At 67.7% G+C, this 16,072-nt stretch carries 17 protein-coding genes; 6 read left to right on the forward strand and 11 right to left on the reverse strand.

The annotated features are described in order from the left end of the window. Positions 1-405: 405 nt before the first annotated feature. The gene (locus EJK15_RS43720) at positions 406-1,188 is read left to right on the forward strand and encodes an AraC family transcriptional regulator (RefSeq protein ID WP_206061466.1); all 783 of its coding nucleotides are present in this window, start codon (positions 406-408) and stop codon (positions 1,186-1,188) included. Positions 1,189-1,330: 142 nt separating this feature from the next. Here EJK15_RS43720 and EJK15_RS43725 read toward each other — a convergent pair whose 3' ends face one another. From EJK15_RS43725 to EJK15_RS43735, 3 genes are all read right to left on the reverse strand, one after another. Further along, complete coding sequence (locus EJK15_RS43725; protein WP_138716364.1) at positions 1,331-1,783, reverse strand: iron chaperone; 453 nt, start codon at positions 1,781-1,783, stop codon at positions 1,331-1,333. 53 nt (positions 1,784-1,836) lie between these two features. Then, complete coding sequence (locus tag EJK15_RS43730) at positions 1,837-2,448, reverse strand: VOC family protein (RefSeq protein WP_138716365.1); 612 nt, start codon at positions 2,446-2,448, stop codon at positions 1,837-1,839. Between the two features lie 82 nt (positions 2,449-2,530). Beyond that, positions 2,531-2,887 carry a VOC family protein gene (locus EJK15_RS43735; protein ID WP_138716366.1) on the reverse strand — a complete coding sequence of 119 codons (357 nt, stop codon included), beginning with the start codon at positions 2,885-2,887 and terminating at the stop codon, positions 2,531-2,533. A 178-nt stretch (positions 2,888-3,065) separates the two neighbouring features. On the opposite strand from EJK15_RS43735, the gene EJK15_RS76650 reads away from it, so the two are divergent. The 4 genes from EJK15_RS76650 to EJK15_RS43755 all read left to right on the forward strand — a co-directional run bounded on the left by EJK15_RS76650 (position 3,066) and on the right by EJK15_RS43755 (position 9,435). Then, positions 3,066-5,867, forward strand: coding sequence for an ATP-binding protein (locus tag EJK15_RS76650; protein ID WP_276615492.1), 2,802 nt, complete (start codon positions 3,066-3,068; stop codon positions 5,865-5,867). A gap of 137 nt (positions 5,868-6,004) precedes the next feature. Next, the gene (locus tag EJK15_RS43745; RefSeq protein WP_138716368.1) at positions 6,005-6,814 is read left to right on the forward strand and encodes an alpha/beta fold hydrolase; all 810 of its coding nucleotides are present in this window, start codon (positions 6,005-6,007) and stop codon (positions 6,812-6,814) included. Between the two features lie 372 nt (positions 6,815-7,186). Further along, a complete protein-coding gene (locus tag EJK15_RS43750) occupies positions 7,187-8,560 on the forward strand; it encodes a hypothetical protein (RefSeq protein WP_138716369.1) in 1,374 nt (457 codons plus the stop codon). A 164-nt stretch (positions 8,561-8,724) separates the two neighbouring features. After that, entirely contained in the window at positions 8,725-9,435 is a 711-nt protein-coding gene (locus EJK15_RS43755) for an FkbM family methyltransferase (RefSeq protein ID WP_171074876.1), read from the forward strand. Here the strand turns inward: EJK15_RS43755 and EJK15_RS43760 are convergent. The 6 genes from EJK15_RS43760 to EJK15_RS43785 all read right to left on the reverse strand — a co-directional run bounded on the left by EJK15_RS43760 (position 9,412) and on the right by EJK15_RS43785 (position 13,263). Continuing rightward, positions 9,412-9,681, reverse strand: a complete 270-nt coding sequence (locus EJK15_RS43760) for a type II toxin-antitoxin system RelE family toxin (protein WP_138716371.1) — start codon at positions 9,679-9,681, stop codon at positions 9,412-9,414. The two genes, EJK15_RS43755 and EJK15_RS43760, sit on opposite strands and share 24 nt — an antisense overlap. Next, complete coding sequence (locus EJK15_RS43765) at positions 9,678-9,968, reverse strand: hypothetical protein (protein ID WP_138716372.1); 291 nt, start codon at positions 9,966-9,968, stop codon at positions 9,678-9,680. The genes EJK15_RS43760 and EJK15_RS43765 overlap by 4 nt, the downstream gene beginning before the upstream one ends. Positions 9,969-10,197: 229 nt before the next feature. Further along, on the reverse strand, positions 10,198-10,500 hold the full coding sequence (locus EJK15_RS43770; RefSeq protein WP_206061467.1) for a PadR family transcriptional regulator: 303 nt from the start codon (positions 10,498-10,500) through the stop codon (positions 10,198-10,200). Between the two features lie 240 nt (positions 10,501-10,740). Further along, the gene (locus tag EJK15_RS43775) at positions 10,741-11,451 is read right to left on the reverse strand and encodes a class I SAM-dependent methyltransferase (RefSeq protein ID WP_138716374.1); all 711 of its coding nucleotides are present in this window, start codon (positions 11,449-11,451) and stop codon (positions 10,741-10,743) included. An 80-nt stretch (positions 11,452-11,531) separates the two neighbouring features. Beyond that, positions 11,532-12,002 carry a hypothetical protein gene (locus EJK15_RS43780; protein ID WP_138716375.1) on the reverse strand — a complete coding sequence of 157 codons (471 nt, stop codon included), beginning with the start codon at positions 12,000-12,002 and terminating at the stop codon, positions 11,532-11,534. A gap of 274 nt (positions 12,003-12,276) precedes the next feature. Further along, positions 12,277-13,263: a Vgb family protein gene (locus EJK15_RS43785; protein WP_206061468.1), complete on the reverse strand. Its 987-nt coding sequence runs from the start codon at positions 13,261-13,263 to the stop codon at positions 12,277-12,279. On the opposite strand from EJK15_RS43785, the gene EJK15_RS43790 reads away from it, so the two are divergent. Next, positions 13,229-14,230: a MerR family transcriptional regulator gene (locus EJK15_RS43790; protein ID WP_171074877.1), complete on the forward strand. Its 1,002-nt coding sequence runs from the start codon at positions 13,229-13,231 to the stop codon at positions 14,228-14,230. The two genes, EJK15_RS43785 and EJK15_RS43790, sit on opposite strands and share 35 nt — an antisense overlap. Before the next feature lie 342 nt (positions 14,231-14,572). On the opposite strand, the gene EJK15_RS43795 is transcribed toward EJK15_RS43790, so the two are convergent. Together EJK15_RS43795 and EJK15_RS43800 are read right to left on the reverse strand one after the other, a co-directional pair. Next, positions 14,573-15,259: an alpha/beta fold hydrolase gene (locus EJK15_RS43795; RefSeq protein WP_138716377.1), complete on the reverse strand. Its 687-nt coding sequence runs from the start codon at positions 15,257-15,259 to the stop codon at positions 14,573-14,575. A gap of 2 nt (positions 15,260-15,261) precedes the next feature. Beyond that, entirely contained in the window at positions 15,262-16,062 is an 801-nt protein-coding gene (locus tag EJK15_RS43800; RefSeq protein WP_138716378.1) for a DinB family protein, read from the reverse strand. Positions 16,063-16,072: the final 10 nt, after the last annotated feature.

The following is a 16,072-nucleotide window of genomic DNA, read 5'->3' on the forward strand; positions in this document are numbered from 1 at the left end:
AGATGTGTATCAGAGACAGAGACGATGGTCAAGAGCCCAGTCAGGACGAACGGCAACAATCGCCTCTTCAATGGCATGAGTCCTCCGTGATCACGGCAATGATCAGCACCGGATCGGCGTTCGTGGCCGGCCGGTGGCGGATGTATGCGGGGTTCGCGGTGATTTCGCGGGACTGTAGGCGATAGACACTAGGCGGCGGACGGTCGTACCGGGTAGCATCCCGTCGCCCTCGATTAGCACAAAATTCGCCTGTGGATGGAGTGGAGCGGCGCCTTGTCAGCACCCGGCGGGATCGATCTCCCTGTTGACATCGGAGAGGAAGCCAGCGTCCTGGCTGAGCGTGCTCTCGCGGTGGCAGGACGTTTTCAGCACGATGACGTCTTCCCTCTTCACAGCCACAGCGTCGTGGAGATCGTCACCGTGATCGGCGGTGAGGGCTGTCACGTGTCCCCGCTGGGGCGTCAGGAACTGGTGGCCGGCGACGTCCTCGTGCTGCGGCCCGGCGCCTGGCACGGATACGAGGACTGCCGGGCGCTCAACGTCTTCAACCTGTGCGTCGACCCCGCCCTGCTGCGCCGGGAGCTGAGCTGGGCCTGGGAGGACCCGCTCCTCGGCTACCTCCTGCGCGACGGCCCCTACGCGCCGAAGCAGCACGGGATGCTGATCTTCCGGCTCGACGAGGCCTCGCTGGAGCGTTGCGCCGGCCGATTGGACGCCCTGGCGGAACTCCGCGACCAACCCCTGCTGCGCTACCGCGGCGATGTCATCGGCCAGCTGACCCTCGTCCTGGGCGAGCTGGCCCGCGCCGCCGACAACGCCCGCGACCCGCGAGAGCTCCTGTCGACCAGCCACTGTCATCCCACTGCCATGCAGGCCATACAGCTGCTGGAATCCCGCCTCGCCCATCCCTGGACACTCGCCGGCCTGGCCGACGCGCTCCACCTGACCCCGAACTACCTCATCCGGATCTTCAAGTCGGCCACCGGCCTGCCCCCGATGGCCTACCTGACCCGCCACCGCGTGGAGATGGCGGCCATCCTGCTGATCAACACCCGGGACTCCATCGCCGAGGTCGCCGCCACGGTCGGCTGGCCGGACCAGAACTACTTCGCCCGGCGGTTCCGCGCCCACTTCGGGTTGAGCCCGTCGGCCTACCGCGCCCGCAGCATCCGGAACGGAAGATCCTGAGCTTCACGCGGGGAGCGCGGCAGCGGCGGCCGTTGCCGCGAGACAGGCGGGGTTCAGCAAAGCCGGCTCAGAAAGCGGCGGATCACGGCGAGTGGCGTCACTGGGCAATCGACCCAGGGGGGAGAGACCCCTGGACTGCGCCTCAGCTCACCGCCTGCTTCACGAGCGCACTGATCCGCGCCTCCACCTCGGCTGTCACCTCGGTCAGGGCGAAAGCGGCCGGCCACATCGTGCCGCCGTCCAGGTTCGCCTGATCGCTGAACCCGAGCATCGCGTAGCGTGTCTGGAACTTCGCCGCGGGCTGGAAGTGGCAGACGATTTTGCCGTCCAGCGCGTAGGCGGGCATGCCATACCAGAGCCTCGGCGCCAGGGCCGGGGCGCTGGTTGTGATGATGGCGTGGACGCGCTCGGCCAGGAGCCGGTCCGGGTGCTGCATCTCGGCGATCTTCGCGAGTACGTCCCGCATGTCCTGCGCCGCCTTGTCCGCACGTGACCTACGGCGCGCTGCCTTCTTCTGCTCTTGGGCGTGCTCCTTCATCGCGGCCCGCTCCTCGGCCGTGAATCCCTCGTACGTGCTGCTTTCGGTGCTGCTCATGGCAGATTTCCTCCTTGAGGATCTTGATTTTCGGAATCGCCTTGCCGCGTGCCTCAGACGGATGCGGCCTCCCATACGAACCCGTCGGGGTCGGTGAAGGGCCCGGCATCGCTGCCGATCAGGATCCGGCGCGATCCGGTGCCCTCCTGGGAGACGCCGGTGTCCTTGGCGAGGGCGCGGCGCGGGTAGAGCGCCAGCGTGACGGCCGACGACGGGGTGTCGAACTCGACGTACTTGCCGCCGAAGCTCTTGGCCACGGCCAGGCCGCGGTCGACGTAGAACCGCTTGCTCGCCTTGACGTCCGCCACTCCCAACAGGAGCGCGACCTGGTCGATGTGCCGGGCGGCAGGGCCGGTGTCCTTCTTCTTCGAGGTCGCGATCTTGCAGATCGTCCCGTCCGGGGCGCGTACGACGCCGCCGTAGCCCCAGAACCCCTTGGTGGCCGGCTTCAGCGTCGTGGCGCCGGCGTCGAGGGCGGCGCCGATGAAGGCATCGACGTTGCCCGGCTGGGACACCACGAGTGACAGCGCGAACCCACGGAAGCCGGTCGTCGGCGCATCCGAGGCGCGTACGTTCACGTAGGGGCGCAAACCGAAGGCTTGGTAGAAGGCGTCCGCGGCCGTGGGGTCGGGAACTTCCAGGGTGACGGATGCGAAGGAGGTCATGGCAGGTCCTTTGAGCGAGGTGGGTTTGTCGTCGTGTCGGCGGTCGTTTTACGGGGCGGATATGGCAGGGGCAGGCCGGCGGTCACCGGTCCTGCAGGAGCCCGAGGACGTTGCCGTCGGGGTCGGTGACGGTGGCCACCAGGCGGCCGCCGCCCACCTCGTGCGCGGCCTCCTTCACGGTGGCCCCCGCGGCGGTCAACTCGGCCAGCTTCGCCTCGATATCCGGTACGTGCCAGTAGGCCACCGGCGAGGTCATGCCCTGCGGTCCACCGCCTGGCACCAGTCCGATGTGCTGGCCCTCGGCCTCGAAGCCGACGTAGTAGGACGAGTCGGTCTGCGGCGGGATACCGAGCAGGGCCGCGTACACCGCCTTGGCCTTGCTCAGGTCGGACACGGGGTGCAGCACGGTCTTGATTCCCTGGGTGGAAGAGCCGGTCATGGTCACTCCTGTCGTCGTGGGTCGCATCGACCCGCTGTTTGCGTACTCACAGCTTTGCTTCCGGACCGGCCGACCCACATCCGTGGTGACCACGGAACCGCCCACGGATCGATGGCACGGATCGCGCACGGTGGCCACTGCGGATGGGGGTGCGGAGGAAATGCGGCAAACTGGGACAGTGTTGGCAGCAGTGGAGATCTCGCCTCGGGAAGCCGAGGTACTGGAACTGGTCGGGGCCCATCTCAGCAACGCTGAGATCGCGGCACGGCTGTTCATCTCGGTGCGTACCGTGGAGAGTCACGTCTCCTCGCTGCTGCGCAAGCTGGAGGTGCCGGATCGGCGGGCGCTCGCCCAGCGTGCGCCCGAGCCGGCCGGCGCCGGCCCGTCTCACCCGGCACCGGTTCTACCGGCCCCGCTGACCTCGTTCATCGGCCGGGTGAGCGAGCAGGCCGAGCTGACCAAGATGATCAAGGCACACCGTCAAGTGACCGCGGTCGGTCCCGGCGGAGTGGGCAAGACCCGGCTCGCGTTGGCGGTGGCCGCGGAAGCAGCCGGCGAGTACTCCGACGGGGTGTGGTTCGTCGACCTCGTTCCGGTCACCGATCCGGACCTGATCGCGACCGCGGTCGCCGGGGCGCTCGGCCTCGGTGAGCAGCCCGGCCGCGACATGACCGAGTCCGTGGTCGCCGCGCTGGCCGACCATCACGCGTTGCTGGTGCTGGACAACTGCGAGCACGTGGTGGACGGGGTGGCGCTGTTTCTCGAGCGGCTGCTGGGGACGTGCCCTCGAGTGTCGGTGCTGGCGACCAGCCGGGCACGGCTGATGGTGCCCTTCGAACGGGTGTATCCGGTCCCTCCGCTGTCGCTGGCCGACGACGGTGAGTCGGACGCGGTCGCGTTGTTCATGGAGCGGGCGGCGGCGGTGGGCCGGCCGCTGGATCCGCCACTGCGCGACCAGATCGCCTCCATCTGTGAGCGGCTGGATGGAATGGCGCTGGCGATCGAGCTGGCCGCCGCCCGGTATCCCACGCTCGGGCTCGACGGCATCACCGCCGCCCTGTCCCACCCGCTGCGGATGCTCACCGGCGGCTCCCGTGCCGATGAACGGCACCGTTCGGTGCGGGCGGCGCTGGACTGGAGCCATGCCCTGTTGGAGCCGGACGACAAGGCGCTACTGCGCCGGGTGTCGGTGTTCGTGGCGCCGTTCACCGCTACGGCGGCGGCGGAGATCGCCGGGGCCGAGCAAGGCCTGGTCGCCGACGGACTGGCCCGGCTCGCCGAACAGAGCCTGCTGGTGGTGACGGCGTCCCCGGGCAGGACCGAGTACCGGGCGCTGGAGACCATCCGCCAGTACGGAACGGAACGGCTCACCGAGGCCGGTGAGCTGGTCGACGCTCGAGCCCGGCACCTTCGCTGGTGCCTGTCCATCGCCGCCGACCTGGCGGTGCCACGGGCGGACTGGCGGGCCCGCTTCGACCAGGTGGCCGACGAGCTTCGCGCGGCCCTCGCGTGGGCGGCCGACCAGCCAGATCAGCGCACCTACGCCTACGATCTCGCCCGGCACCTGGCGAAGCCGACCTTCACCCGTAACCTCATCGGCGAGTCCCAGCAACGCTACGAGCAGGCCGCCGCCCTCGCCGACGACCCGGCCACCACCGCGTCGATGCTCCGGCAGGCCGCGGCCGTGGCCGGCTGCCGGATGCGAGGCGATGACATGTACCGCCTGCAGCGCGCGGCCGCGGACGCCGCCCGTCGATCCGGGGACACCGCCGGTGCCGCCTGTGACCTGGCGACCGCCGCCACCAACGCGTACCGGTTCTCGGGCAAGTTCGAGCGGATCCCGCCCCTGGAGGAGGCTCTCGCGCTGACCACCGAGGCACGGGAGCTGGCCGGCGACGACCTGGCCGCGCAGGCCGCGGTGGCACTGGCCGAGGCCGCGGTGCTCACCGACGCGTTCGGCGCCGTCCAGGGCCCGACCGACAACGCCGTGCCCGAGACGATCGCGCGCGCCGAGCGGGCGGTCGAGCTCGCCCGCCGGACCGGCGATCCGCTCGCCGAATCCGCCGCGCTCGACGCACTCACCGGCGCTCAGAGCTGGGCCGGTGACACGTTCGCCACCGCGGCCATGGCCCGGCGCCGGATCACGCTCCTGTCGTCCATGCCGATCTCGCCGACCGGCACCCAGGAGCTGATCGACGCACTCGGCATGGTCACCGAGGCCAGCCTCGGCGCGGGGGATGTACCAGGCGCCCGCCGATGGGCACGGCAACTGGCCGACCATCCGTCGCTGGCGGAGGTCGGTCACCAAGCCACGTGCCGGCTGCTGGTGGTCGAAGCGCTGGCGGGCGATGTCGACGAGGTGCTCACCGGCAGCGTCCGGTTCCTCGATGCGTGGCGGCGGGCAGGCAGCCCCACCCGGTCGTTCCTCGGCCCGGCGGTGGCCGGTGTGGCGATGATCCACGGCCTCCGCGACGACCATGGCGCCCGGCGCGAATGGCAAGAGGTCCTCGATCAGCTCGGCACCCCACCAGAACATACCTACGGCTACGGGGCGATCTTCGACGCGATCCTCTTCCTGCACCACGGGCAGGCACCGCAGGCGCTGGAGCGGATGGCGCCCGAGCCGGCCGAGGTGTGGAAATGGGTCACCTGGATCTGGCTCCACTGGTATGTGGCGCTGCGCGCCGAAGCTGCCGTGCTCGCCAGGGGCTCCGATGTCGGCGACCGCCTGGCCGAGGCTCGGACCGTCGTGGCCGGCAACCCAGTCGCCACTGCCATTGTGGAGCGGGCCCAAGCGCTGCTCGACAATGACCAGGAGCGGTTGCTCGCCACGGTAGATGCCTTTGACACCGCCGGCTGCCGCTATCAGTCGGCGCGGACCCTGGTGCTCGCCGGCGGCGACCATGCCGCCCGCGGCGCGGCCGCGCTGGCCGATCTCGGCATCGCCCCGATGGCCCTGCTCAGACCTCCAGTCAACTGAATCCCGGTTCGCGAATCATTCACCCCGCACGTTAAGGCCGGCGGAAGGAAACCATAAGGGCGCTCCGCCACCGTGGAACCATCGAAACCCACACGACCTGGTATCAACAAGACGTTGCGCTGAAGAGGAGAACCACGATGGGAACAGTCCGCTCGAAGGACGGCACCGTGATCGCATTCGACGAGTACGGCCCGGCCGACGCGCCGGCGATCGTCCACGTCTACGGCGCCACCGCACACCGCGCGGTGCAGCCCTCGCCGGCCGCCATCGCCGACGTCGCCGGCGACGACCTACGAGTGATCATCTTCGACCGGCGAGGACGCGGCGAGAGCAGCGACACCGAACCATACGATGTCCAGCGCGAGATCGAGGACATCGCGGCCCTCGTCGCCCACGCCGGCGGCCGCGCCACCTTGCTCGGGGAATCCTCCGGCGCCGTGCTGGCCCTCGAGGCCGCCCGCGCCGGGCTGCCGGTCGACGGCGTGGTGATGTTCGAGCCACCGTTCGTCGTCGACGACCAGCGGCCACCGGTGCCCGCCGATTACCTGCCGCAACTGGACGCGCTCATTGCCGAAGGCCGCCGAGAGGAGGCGCTGAAGCTGTTCACCGTCGAGTCCGTCGGCATCCCCGAAGAGTACCTCGGCGGCATGACCGCCATGCCGACCTGGGAGCCCGCGATCCAGGTCACACCTACTCTGCGCTACGACGGACGAATCATGGAAGGACTGATGGCCGGCGACCCCGCCCCCCTCCAGCGCTACGCCGACGTCACGACGCCGGTCCTCGTGCTTGTCGGCGAGCAAACCTTCCCGTTCCTGCCACCAGCAGCCACCGCGATCGCCGACGTGCTGCCCAAAGGCGAACTGCGACAGATTCCCACCGCCAACCACACCCTCACCGCCGAAGCGGTGGTGCCGGTGCTGCGCGAGTTCGTAACTGGGCACTGACCCGGCCGCACAGGCAGATGACCAAGGCTCGTGCCTCAGTCCTCCAACACCGAGCCGAGCCTTGCCGGATCGTCCCGTAGGCCGGTCTTCCGTAGACATCGGCGCGGATCCGTAAGATCATCGCACCGTGCGACTGGTCCTGGTCGGCTCTCTGCGCGACCGGAGGACGCATGGTTCTACATACCCCACCAAACCGTGGGCACCAGAGCCACCATCAGACCTGGGTCGGTTCAGACGACCTTTCCACCCGGTGCTTGATTGTGCTTCTCTTAGATGCGGGGATTGGTGGTGGACGCTTGGCCGTGGAAGCGGGCAATTCGCTCACCAAACCGGCGAAGAGTATGTGCTCTCTGAGGGTGGTATCTGAAATCGATGAAGCGCGATGACTCCCGCTCCGTCAACGCCCTGCGTGCCACATCGCAGTTCGCGGCCTTGGAGCCGATTTGGGCTGGCATCAGTTCGACCATCCAGTTGCGGGTTCTGCTCGTGTTCGGAGCACTCTTCAACGAGCGCGTCTACGTGCATGACACCCAACTCGTTGACAACCCGCGAGTCGTGGGGGATTTCAGCAGGTCTGACCTGCGGGAGAGCAGTTTTTACCGCCTACTCAGAGAACTCATCACGGCAGGCGTCGTCGCGGTGGGGCTTCGGGAACACAACTACCTCTACCAAGAAGACAGGCTCGATCCCTGCGATTCCCTGACCGACGTCCTGAACAGTTGGAAGAGGAACAGCCCGGACGGCAAGGGTTGGGTCATTTCACCCATCTCGGACGTACGCTCCAGGATGATCGCAGAGCTCGACGGGATTCTCGCTGACGACAGGTCCGTTGTCGTCCGCTACGACTATGCGAAGACCAAGGACGACTTCATGCGGCAGGTTCGCGAGGCAGCGAACTCGCCGGACTCAGTGCTGGCCGGCCTCCTAGCACAGCAGCCGATCGAGCTGCGGAGGCGTTATGACAAGATCCTTTCGAGGCCGCGGTTCTCGCATACGCCGATCTTCGCGCTGCTGCACGATTCCGGATTGCCGGTCGCCAGCGAACTGATCCAGATCCATGGGCTCTTCGACGAAACCGCGCACGCAAGGGCGTTCAACGCGCGAGTTCTGGGGTCTGACTGGGATTCCGAACGGGGCACGGGTCTAGCTGAGGCTGTCCTCACCAATGGAGAGATCGAGCAGAGGCAGGCCGGGCCCCGGCTGGACGCAGCGGAACTCGTGGAGGCGGCCTACCGCATGGTCGAAGGGCCGTCGCCCGACCTGCTCGCCATGCTTCGCGTCGAAGAAATCATGGAGTTGCGCGAGCAGGCCAGAGAGCTTTTCGAGATCCAGTCGTACTTCGAAGTCTCTGACGCTCGCGACCCGGACGACGCGCTGGCCACCGCCTTGGCCGACTGTGCCGCCGACTACTGGCAGCACATATGCGACCATATCCGGGCAACACGCCCGCATCTGACGGTCAAGCCCACCAGTCTCGGCATCTTCCTGCGCAGGAAGATGCCGAGACTGGCAAAGATGGCCGAGCAGTTCGCGACGACCGGCCTGTCCACGCTCACCGAGGTGGCACTCGATTCAGTGCCTTTCGTTGGAAGCAGCCTGGGCGAGGAGTCAAAGCGCCGCATGCTGAAGCACGCGAACCTTGAGTTCGTGTTTTTCACGGAGTCGTCGCGCATGCGGGAGTTGAGGAACTTCTATCCGCACCGAGGCTGGATCTCCTCTGACACGAGATCGATCAAGAGTCGGTGAGTTCAGCGACCTTTCCCTGGGGGGTTCTGATGTTCACTGCACCTTCTCTCACAAAGTGCGACGGGTTCACCTGGGCCCTCCGGCCTGACAGCGGCGACCGCGTCGGCCCAGGTCCCCATGAACAGGACATCTGGCGACTCGCTCGGTCCTTCGCCGCACCGGGCTTGGCGTTTATCGACGTCGGTGCGCATGTCGGCCACTACACCCTTCGGATGGCCGAGGCCTTCGCGAGGGTCATCGCCATCGAGCCGAATCCAGCGGCCCTGCAGACGCTGCGTTTGAATCTCCAGCTCAACGACATCGGCAATGTCGACGTCCACCCGGTGGCTGCACACGAATCCAGGGCGCGACTTCGGCTCTGGGATCCCTTCAACGTGACTGCGGGCCCCTGCACACGCACGCTAACCGCGGACGAGCCGGCGACCGTACCCGCCGACTGCGAGATCTCCACGCTGCACTCCAGAGAGGACGGGTTCGGCGCGTTCCTCGGCGACGTGGACGCTCTCCCGATCGACCTCATCGCGTGCCGATCCAAGGAGAGGGTCCGGCTCATCAAGATCGATATCGAGGGCCATGAGGGAAAGGCGCTAGCGGGCGCAGCCGAGACGATACGTCACCATCAGCCGGCGATCCTGATCGAGATGCACGACTCGATGTATGGAGAACGGATCAAGGACGAGGTGGTCGAGCAGCTGTCGCGGCACGATTACGTGTGGTGCGACTTCTCGCTTTACCAAAGATCGAAGATGACGCAGTCGGACATGTGTCCGTACATTTATGCCGAGCCGGTGAACACAGGGCGCGCGCAGGATTTCCTCGACTTTGCCGAGCGGGCGAACGAGGGTGCGGCTTCACGTTGGGTGACGGCGCTTTGAGACGGCCAGAATCACCACGCTCATCTCCTCGTGCCGTATCCAGCACAATGCATCGAAGTCGCCCACTGCCACCTTCAGCAGGCCCGTCTCCTTGTCGATCGTTTGCAGCGTTCCAGATTCCAGGTCTGTGGAGAGGTACTCCAGCGAGTCGAGAATGAACTTGGCGGCCACCGGATCGTAGCCGTAAATGGAGCGAATCTCCTGCACGGCGGATGCGGCGATCAGGATCTCGTAGTAGCCCTTCATAGCGCGATCTCACGGCGCAGGTCGCTTAGCCGCATCGTTGCCATTCCTGCGTCGAGCTCCGCAATCAACCTTTTTCCCAGCAAGCGATCGGCGACGTCCTCCGCCGCGCTGAGAGCGTCCACACCAGCGGCGGCAACCTCAAGGGGAACCACGGCGGCTACCACATGACCGCCTTGCTCCAAGAGGACTATTTCTCCCGCTGCCGCATGATTGATGGCTTCCGCGACTGCTGCAGCAGTCGCGGGAATCCGCAACGTCCGGTTCCTCATACCCAGATGGCTCTCCATTCATGGACCCTTCAGCTTAGAGCCTTTACCCTGCCACCATCCACGGCAACACTCCAGGTCCGTGACGGACCTCTGACAACGCTCGTCTCGCAGTTCCACGCCAGCTATCGCGCTGGCACCCGGCATCCCGCGAACCGCGGTGCCTCGGGGATCGCCATCCTGGCCGGCCGCCCGCCCTGCCCCGGGGAGCGCCCGGCGATAGCGGAGGCCCGCGCCACCGGCTACTCCGTCACCACGGGCGAGCTGCAGCCCGGGGCGCGAGCCGGGGCGCGCCTGCGGCGGGCGCGCCGTCGCCGGCACGCGCCAGCGCGGCAATGGTGCGCGCGAGCTCGGCGCCCGCGGTGGTGAGCCGGTACAGGTGCCGGGCCGGCCGCCCGCGCGGCGGGTCGGCCTCCCAGACGGTCTCCACCTGCCCGCGCTCGGCGAGGCGGATCAGGATCGGGTAGACCGTGCCTGCCTTCAGGCCGAGGGCGCGGCACAGGTCGTAGCCGTGGCTCCAGCCCGCGCCTGTCTCGGCAAGGGCGGTGATCACGGCCGCAGTCTGCGGGGAGGGACGTCGTGCGCGTGCCATGACTCCAATATCTACCTAGATAGAGTTAGTACGCAAGACCCTCCCGTGCGGGAGCGACACCAACCACGTCGGCGGAGATGGCCGCTGCCCAGCCACGACCAAGCCCGGCTCGATGGGGTGGTACCAGCGCTCGCTGAACATGAACCCGCCGCACCTGGGTGGTACCACCGGTCGCTGAGGCTGGTCGCCTACCCTTTGCGTCTAAGTTCTGCGCGCGAGGACAAGCCGGCACTGCGGGCTGCCGTCGTGGCGTCGGCCCAGGGCCGTCAAGGGGACTGTCGTCACGGTGAATCCGGCTGCTGTCAGGTCGTTGCGGACCGCGTGCAGCGGGCAGGTGCCGTAGTACATGACGAAGGGGGGACGCCACACGGCATTCCGCACCTGCATGGCCAGGTCGAATCCGAGCAGCGCCCAGTACCAGCGCGACGTGATGGGCGGGGGCGCGTCGACCGGGAAGGCGAAGAGCCCGTCAGGCCGTAGTGCGCGGTGCACCTCGGCGAAGAGCGTGGGCCGTTCGGCGGGCAGGAAGTGTCCGAGCGCTCCGAAGCTGACCGCGAGGTCGAAGGCCTCGGCGAAGGGCAGGGCTCGAACGTCGGCCTGTACCCACTCGGCGTCCGGGTGTGCTCGGCGCGCCTGCGCGAGCATGCCGGTGCTGAAGTCGACGCCCGTGATCCGTCCTTGGCACAGGGGTTTGAGGATCCGCATGCCCGCGCCGGTGCCGCAGCACACGTCCAGCCCCTGCCCGAACGGCCCGAGCGGACGCAGAGCGTCGGCGGTTGCGTCAAGAACGCTATCTGGGGTGCGGAAAGGCGTGTGGTCGAACTTCGGGGCAAGCTGGTCGTAGCCGCGCTCGACCGAGGACAGCGCCTGGACCACCAGTTCACGCAGCGACGGGCCTTGAGGCGAGAACACCAACTAAAGGTACATTCTCCGGTGACGGCTCGGACGACAGGCCCAGGACATGTCCGGGCCTGTCGGTGAACGTCAGGGCATCAGCCCCGGAACTCGAAGCCCTCGGCCATCTCCACCAGCGCGTCGCCGGTCAGGCCGGGAGATTGCAGCGCCACGCCGTACCCCTGGCCCTCCGACCAGACGAGCGTGCCGTTGTCCTCGTCGATGTAGGCCCTGTTGCCCTTGACCCGCACGGGCTCGACCTCGGGCATGTCGTCGGCGTAGAAACCTCGCATAGTCTCCACGTTCTCGCCGGCGGCATCGCGTTCATGGAGCGTGGCGATCATCGAGCCCTCACCCGCGGCCCACTTGGACTGGGTGCCGTGGATGGAACCGGAGTCGATGGGGGTAACCCTCTGCCTGGCGAGATCCACCGGCTCGGCGGTGAAGCAGTAGTCGCGTTCACCGCCTTCGATGAGACCGGTGGGGCATCCGGCCACCGCGGAGGCCGGAGCCGCCAACGCCCCGACCACGATGGCGGCGGTCGCACCGGCGAGGGCAGACTGTGTCACCTTACGGCCAGTGGTCTTGGGGCACGGTCGTTCCAAGATCGAATACAGTGTGGTTGCTCACCCCTGTGAGCGCTGGATACGCGGCTGACCGTCGACTGGACCCGCCAGTGGCGCGCGATCGCCTGCCGTCGCAGCCAGGCCGTCGGCAACTCGGTGCTCTACCGCCGGGTCCACCCTGGGCGGCGCCGAACGTGTGCGACTGCTGCTCCGGCGGGGTCAGGCGCGTGCGAGCGCCTGACTCGTACGACCGTCCACGGTAGCCGGCGTTGCGGCCTCATGGGCATCCGGTGTGGCCGCGGCGGTCGTGGTGCGGGGCGCGAAGCCGGCCGATCTTGTCACTGGCGCCTTCGGCGAACCAGACGGTCGTGCCGACGCCCGCGGTGATGCCGAGGGGATCGCTGCCGGGGGTGGGCACCGCGAACTCGGCGATCTTCCCGGTTGGCGTGATCCGTCCGATGCAGTTGGCGGCGCGCTCGGTGAACCACAGGTCTCCGCTCGTGCCTGCGGCGATGTCGAGCGGGAGGCGGCCCTTGGTGAGCTGGAACTCGGTGATCCGGCCGCTCGGTGTGATGCGGCCGATCCGGTCGACGGCGCGCTCGGTGAACCACAGGTTTCCGTCCGGGCCGGTGACGATGCGGTGCGGGTTGCTCTTGGGGGTCGGAAGCGTGAACTCGGTGATCCGCCCGGTCAGGGTGATGCGACCGATCCGGTTGCCGCCCGGATCGGTGAACCACATCGCGCCGTCCGGGCCTGCCGTGATGGCGTGTGGCGAGCTGCCGGAGGTGGGCATCGGAAATTCGGTGATCTTGCCGGATGTGGTGATACGCCCGATCTTGTCTCCGGCCCCCTCGGTGAACCACAGGTTTCCGTCCGGGCCGGTGGCGATGCCCTCCGGGCGGCTGTCGGGGGTGGGGATCGGGAATTCGGTGATGTCGCCGGTGCCGGTGATCCGGCCGATCTTGTTGCCGAGGAATTCGGTGAACCACATGGCGCCGTCCGGGCCGGCGGTCACGTCGAGTGGAGCCCCGTCCGGCGTCGGGATCGGGAACTCGGTGACCTTGCCGTCGTTGCGGATGCGGCCGATCCGGTTGCCGGTCAGTTCGGTGAACCACACGGTGCCGCCCGGGCCGACGGCGATGAATGTCGGGCCGGAACCGGGCGTGACGGGAAACTCGGTGACGATCGGGGTGCGCTGCGTCCCGGCGTGTGCCGGACCGGTGAAGGCGGTGGACATCGCGACGGCGACGCCGACTCCGGTCATCGCCCTGCGGATTCGCCCACTGGAGGTTCTGAAACGCATGATCGGTTTTCTCCTTTTCGAATGTGATCGGGCAGGCCGCTGCGGATTGGCCGCACATCGGCCCGCCCAGAGGATCTGCGAGGGGATGCTGCCGCCTGACGTCGCGTCAGGTGCAACCAGGAGAAATCGGCGACGTTCGGGCTTGCATCTGACGTCGCGTCAGGTAATAGCGTCGATCCGGGTGATCCACATGGATGAGCGATGCTGGAAGATCGGCGACCTGGCCGCGGCGACAGGTCTCACTGTCCGTGCCCTGCATCATTTCGACCGGATCGGGCTGTTGGTGCCGGCGCTGCGTACGCCGGCCGGGCACCGGGTGTACACCGACGGCGACGTCCGCCGGCTGTACCGGATCCTCGCGTTGCGCCAGCTCGGCATACCGCTGGCCCAGATCGCCGAGTCGCTCGACGGCGACCCCGATGGTCTCGGCTCGGCGGTACGTGCCCAGCTCGCCTGCGTCGAGCGAACCATCGAGGCGCAGCGCCACCTGCGTATCCGGCTCACGGCTCTGCTTCAGGCCATCCTGCGGGCCACCGAGCCGTCCATCGACCAACTCATCGAAGCCATGGAGGCACTGGTGCAGGCGAACGACTTCACGCCCGAGCAACTGGCGCAGGCGAAACAGCGACACCTGGAGCCCGGATTTCCCGACAGGTTCGCCGAATGGCAACGACAGGGCGCGGAGATCGTCGCCGAGCTCCAGACGCACATCGAGGGCGGAACGGATCCGGCCGATCCCGCCGTACAGCAGTTGGCCCGGCGGTGGACCGCAGTGATGCGGGACATGGCGGGTGGAGAACCGGCCATGATGTCGTCGATCTATGCCCGGATCGAACGGAAAGGGCCCGAGGCCGCGACCCGCGGCGTGCTGACCGCGCAGGTCTGGAACTACCTCAGGCGAGCATTCGCGATCGGTTTCGGCGCTTGATAACCACAACACTCCATTACTGATGGAAATTAATCCAGGACAGCGACCGGACATTCACCGGGCAATTGCATGTCCGCTTGTCCTAGTGCGCCCTTAAGGTTTCAGGATTTGGCCGCAGCGAGCGGCCGATGATCTCCTGCACGGAAGGCCAAAAGGGGATCAACTACGACACGGGTTCCTGCCCAAGGCGGTCTTCCACGCCATGGCCACCAGGGACGCGCGCAGCTCGCGGAAGCGCTGAGGCGTGACCGGGACCTGCGGCGCCATCCTGGAGGATGGACGGCGAGCGCTGACCGAGGTGGCGGCGCTGCGGCGCGCGGCCGAACGTCTTGGGCCGCCGTGTCAGCCCTCGGCAGCCGCTGCGGCCAGGAGCCGGGCGAGTTCGATCGGCTTGGTGACCATAGGCCAATGGCCTGAGTCGATGTCGACGAAGTCAACATGCTTGGCCTTGGCGAGCTCGGGCACGTCACCGGCGTCGATCCACGCCTGAGCCTGGGCGGGGGTGAATTCGGGGCACACGAGTACGACCGGGACGTCGAACCGTCGCTCGTCCGTCAGACGCACCACGCCCTTGGCCACTCCCTCGGGGACGGGGATCGCAGCGGACGCGAAGATTCGCTTGGCCTCCTCGTCAAGGTCAGCGGAGTCCGGCCCCTCGTATGGGCCCCACCCGGGGAAGGGCATGACACCGTCCTTCGCCTCGAAGAAGTCGGCGTAGGGCTGCCCGTCGGCGGCCGGGAAGCCGCCGATGAGGGCGACTTTGGCGACCTGCTCCGGTCGCGCGTCGGCGGCCAGCCAAGCCAGGGTGCAGGCGGCGGAATGCCCCACCACCATGGGCTTTCCGGACGCTGAGTCCATGGCGGCGAGCACCGCTGCCACCTGGTCGTCGAGCGCGGCTGAGGCGGATCCGTCCCCCTGGCCGGGGAGGGTGAGCGGCACGGGGCGGTGGCCGAGTGCCTCGAGCGTGGGCACGACATCGTCCCATGCGGATCCGTCGAGCCACAGGCCGGCGATGAGCAGGATGTCCATGATCAGTCTTCTTTCTCCAGTGAGGTGAGATCACGTTCGGCGTAGAGCCGGTGTTCCCATTCCTCGTTGAGCACGATGCGGAGACATTCCTTGAAGGGGAAGTTCTCCATCCGGGGCCAGCCGGGCTCGTTGTGAGTCACCTCGGAGGCGAGTTGATCGTCGGTGAGTAACTCCATGACGTGGCGGACCATCGCCTGGCGTTCGCATCGGACCGTGAGCACCTCGTCGAGCGAGGGTCGTGCCTCGCGATCCCACGGGATACCGTCCCACCCGGGCGCCTCGTCCCACGGAAGGTCCAACTGGTGCCACGGCGAGGCGTTGCCGAGGATCATCCGGCCCACCCAGGCAGCGCTGGCGAAGTTGAGGTGCCGCAGGGTCTGGATGAAGGACCACTCGTCGTCGACGCTGCGGTGGAGCGCCGCTTCGGGGAATGTCCTCGCACGCGCGACGGTGCCCTCCCACAGCCGCTCCAGGATCGCCCACGCCTCACGGAACCCGTCGGCGTCGTCGGGGCGCATCCTCGCCCGCTCGGGCATGCGACGGTTCAGTTCGGCCTCGACGAGCGGTGCGATGTCGACGCCGTTCACGACGACGTTCTGCAACTCGCCGCTGATCTCGACGTCGACCAGCTCGACGCCGCGCAGGCGGCTCTGGTTGAACAGGGCGCCGCGGACCCGGGCCCCGGTGAAGTCGACCGCGTGCATGCTGACGTTGTTGAGATACACCTGGGTGAAGGTGGCGTCCCGGAGGCTCACGCGCTCGAAGCGTGCTCCGGTGAGGTCCTGCTGGCGGAACTCGGTCATGGACGGCATG

The organism is Nonomuraea basaltis, from assembly GCF_005893125.1.
Taxonomy (GTDB): domain Bacteria; phylum Actinomycetota; class Actinomycetes; order Streptosporangiales; family Streptosporangiaceae; genus Nonomuraea; species Nonomuraea basaltis.

Coding starts and splice junctions, on each gene's coding strand:
- EJK15_RS43725 (WP_138716364.1), bottom strand. CDS start 1,783: ATGAGCAGCACCGAAAGCAGCACGTACGAGGGATTCACGGCCGAGGAG.
- EJK15_RS43730 (WP_138716365.1), bottom strand. CDS start 2,448: ATGACCTCCTTCGCATCCGTCACCCTGGAAGTTCCCGACCCCACGGCC.
- EJK15_RS43735 (WP_138716366.1), bottom strand. CDS start 2,887: ATGACCGGCTCTTCCACCCAGGGAATCAAGACCGTGCTGCACCCCGTG.
- EJK15_RS43745 (WP_138716368.1), top strand. CDS start 6,005: ATGGGAACAGTCCGCTCGAAGGACGGCACCGTGATCGCATTCGACGAG.
- EJK15_RS43750 (WP_138716369.1), top strand. CDS start 7,187: ATGAAGCGCGATGACTCCCGCTCCGTCAACGCCCTGCGTGCCACATCG.
- EJK15_RS43760 (WP_138716371.1), bottom strand. CDS start 9,681: ATGAAGGGCTACTACGAGATCCTGATCGCCGCATCCGCCGTGCAGGAG.
- EJK15_RS43765 (WP_138716372.1), bottom strand. CDS start 9,968: ATGGAGAGCCATCTGGGTATGAGGAACCGGACGTTGCGGATTCCCGCG.
- EJK15_RS43785 (WP_206061468.1), bottom strand. CDS start 13,263: ATGACCGGAGTCGGCGTCGCCGTCGCGATGTCCACCGCCTTCACCGGT.
- EJK15_RS43795 (WP_138716377.1), bottom strand. CDS start 15,259: ATGGACATCCTGCTCATCGCCGGCCTGTGGCTCGACGGATCCGCATGG.
- EJK15_RS43800 (WP_138716378.1), bottom strand. CDS start 16,062: ATGACCGAGTTCCGCCAGCAGGACCTCACCGGAGCACGCTTCGAGCGC.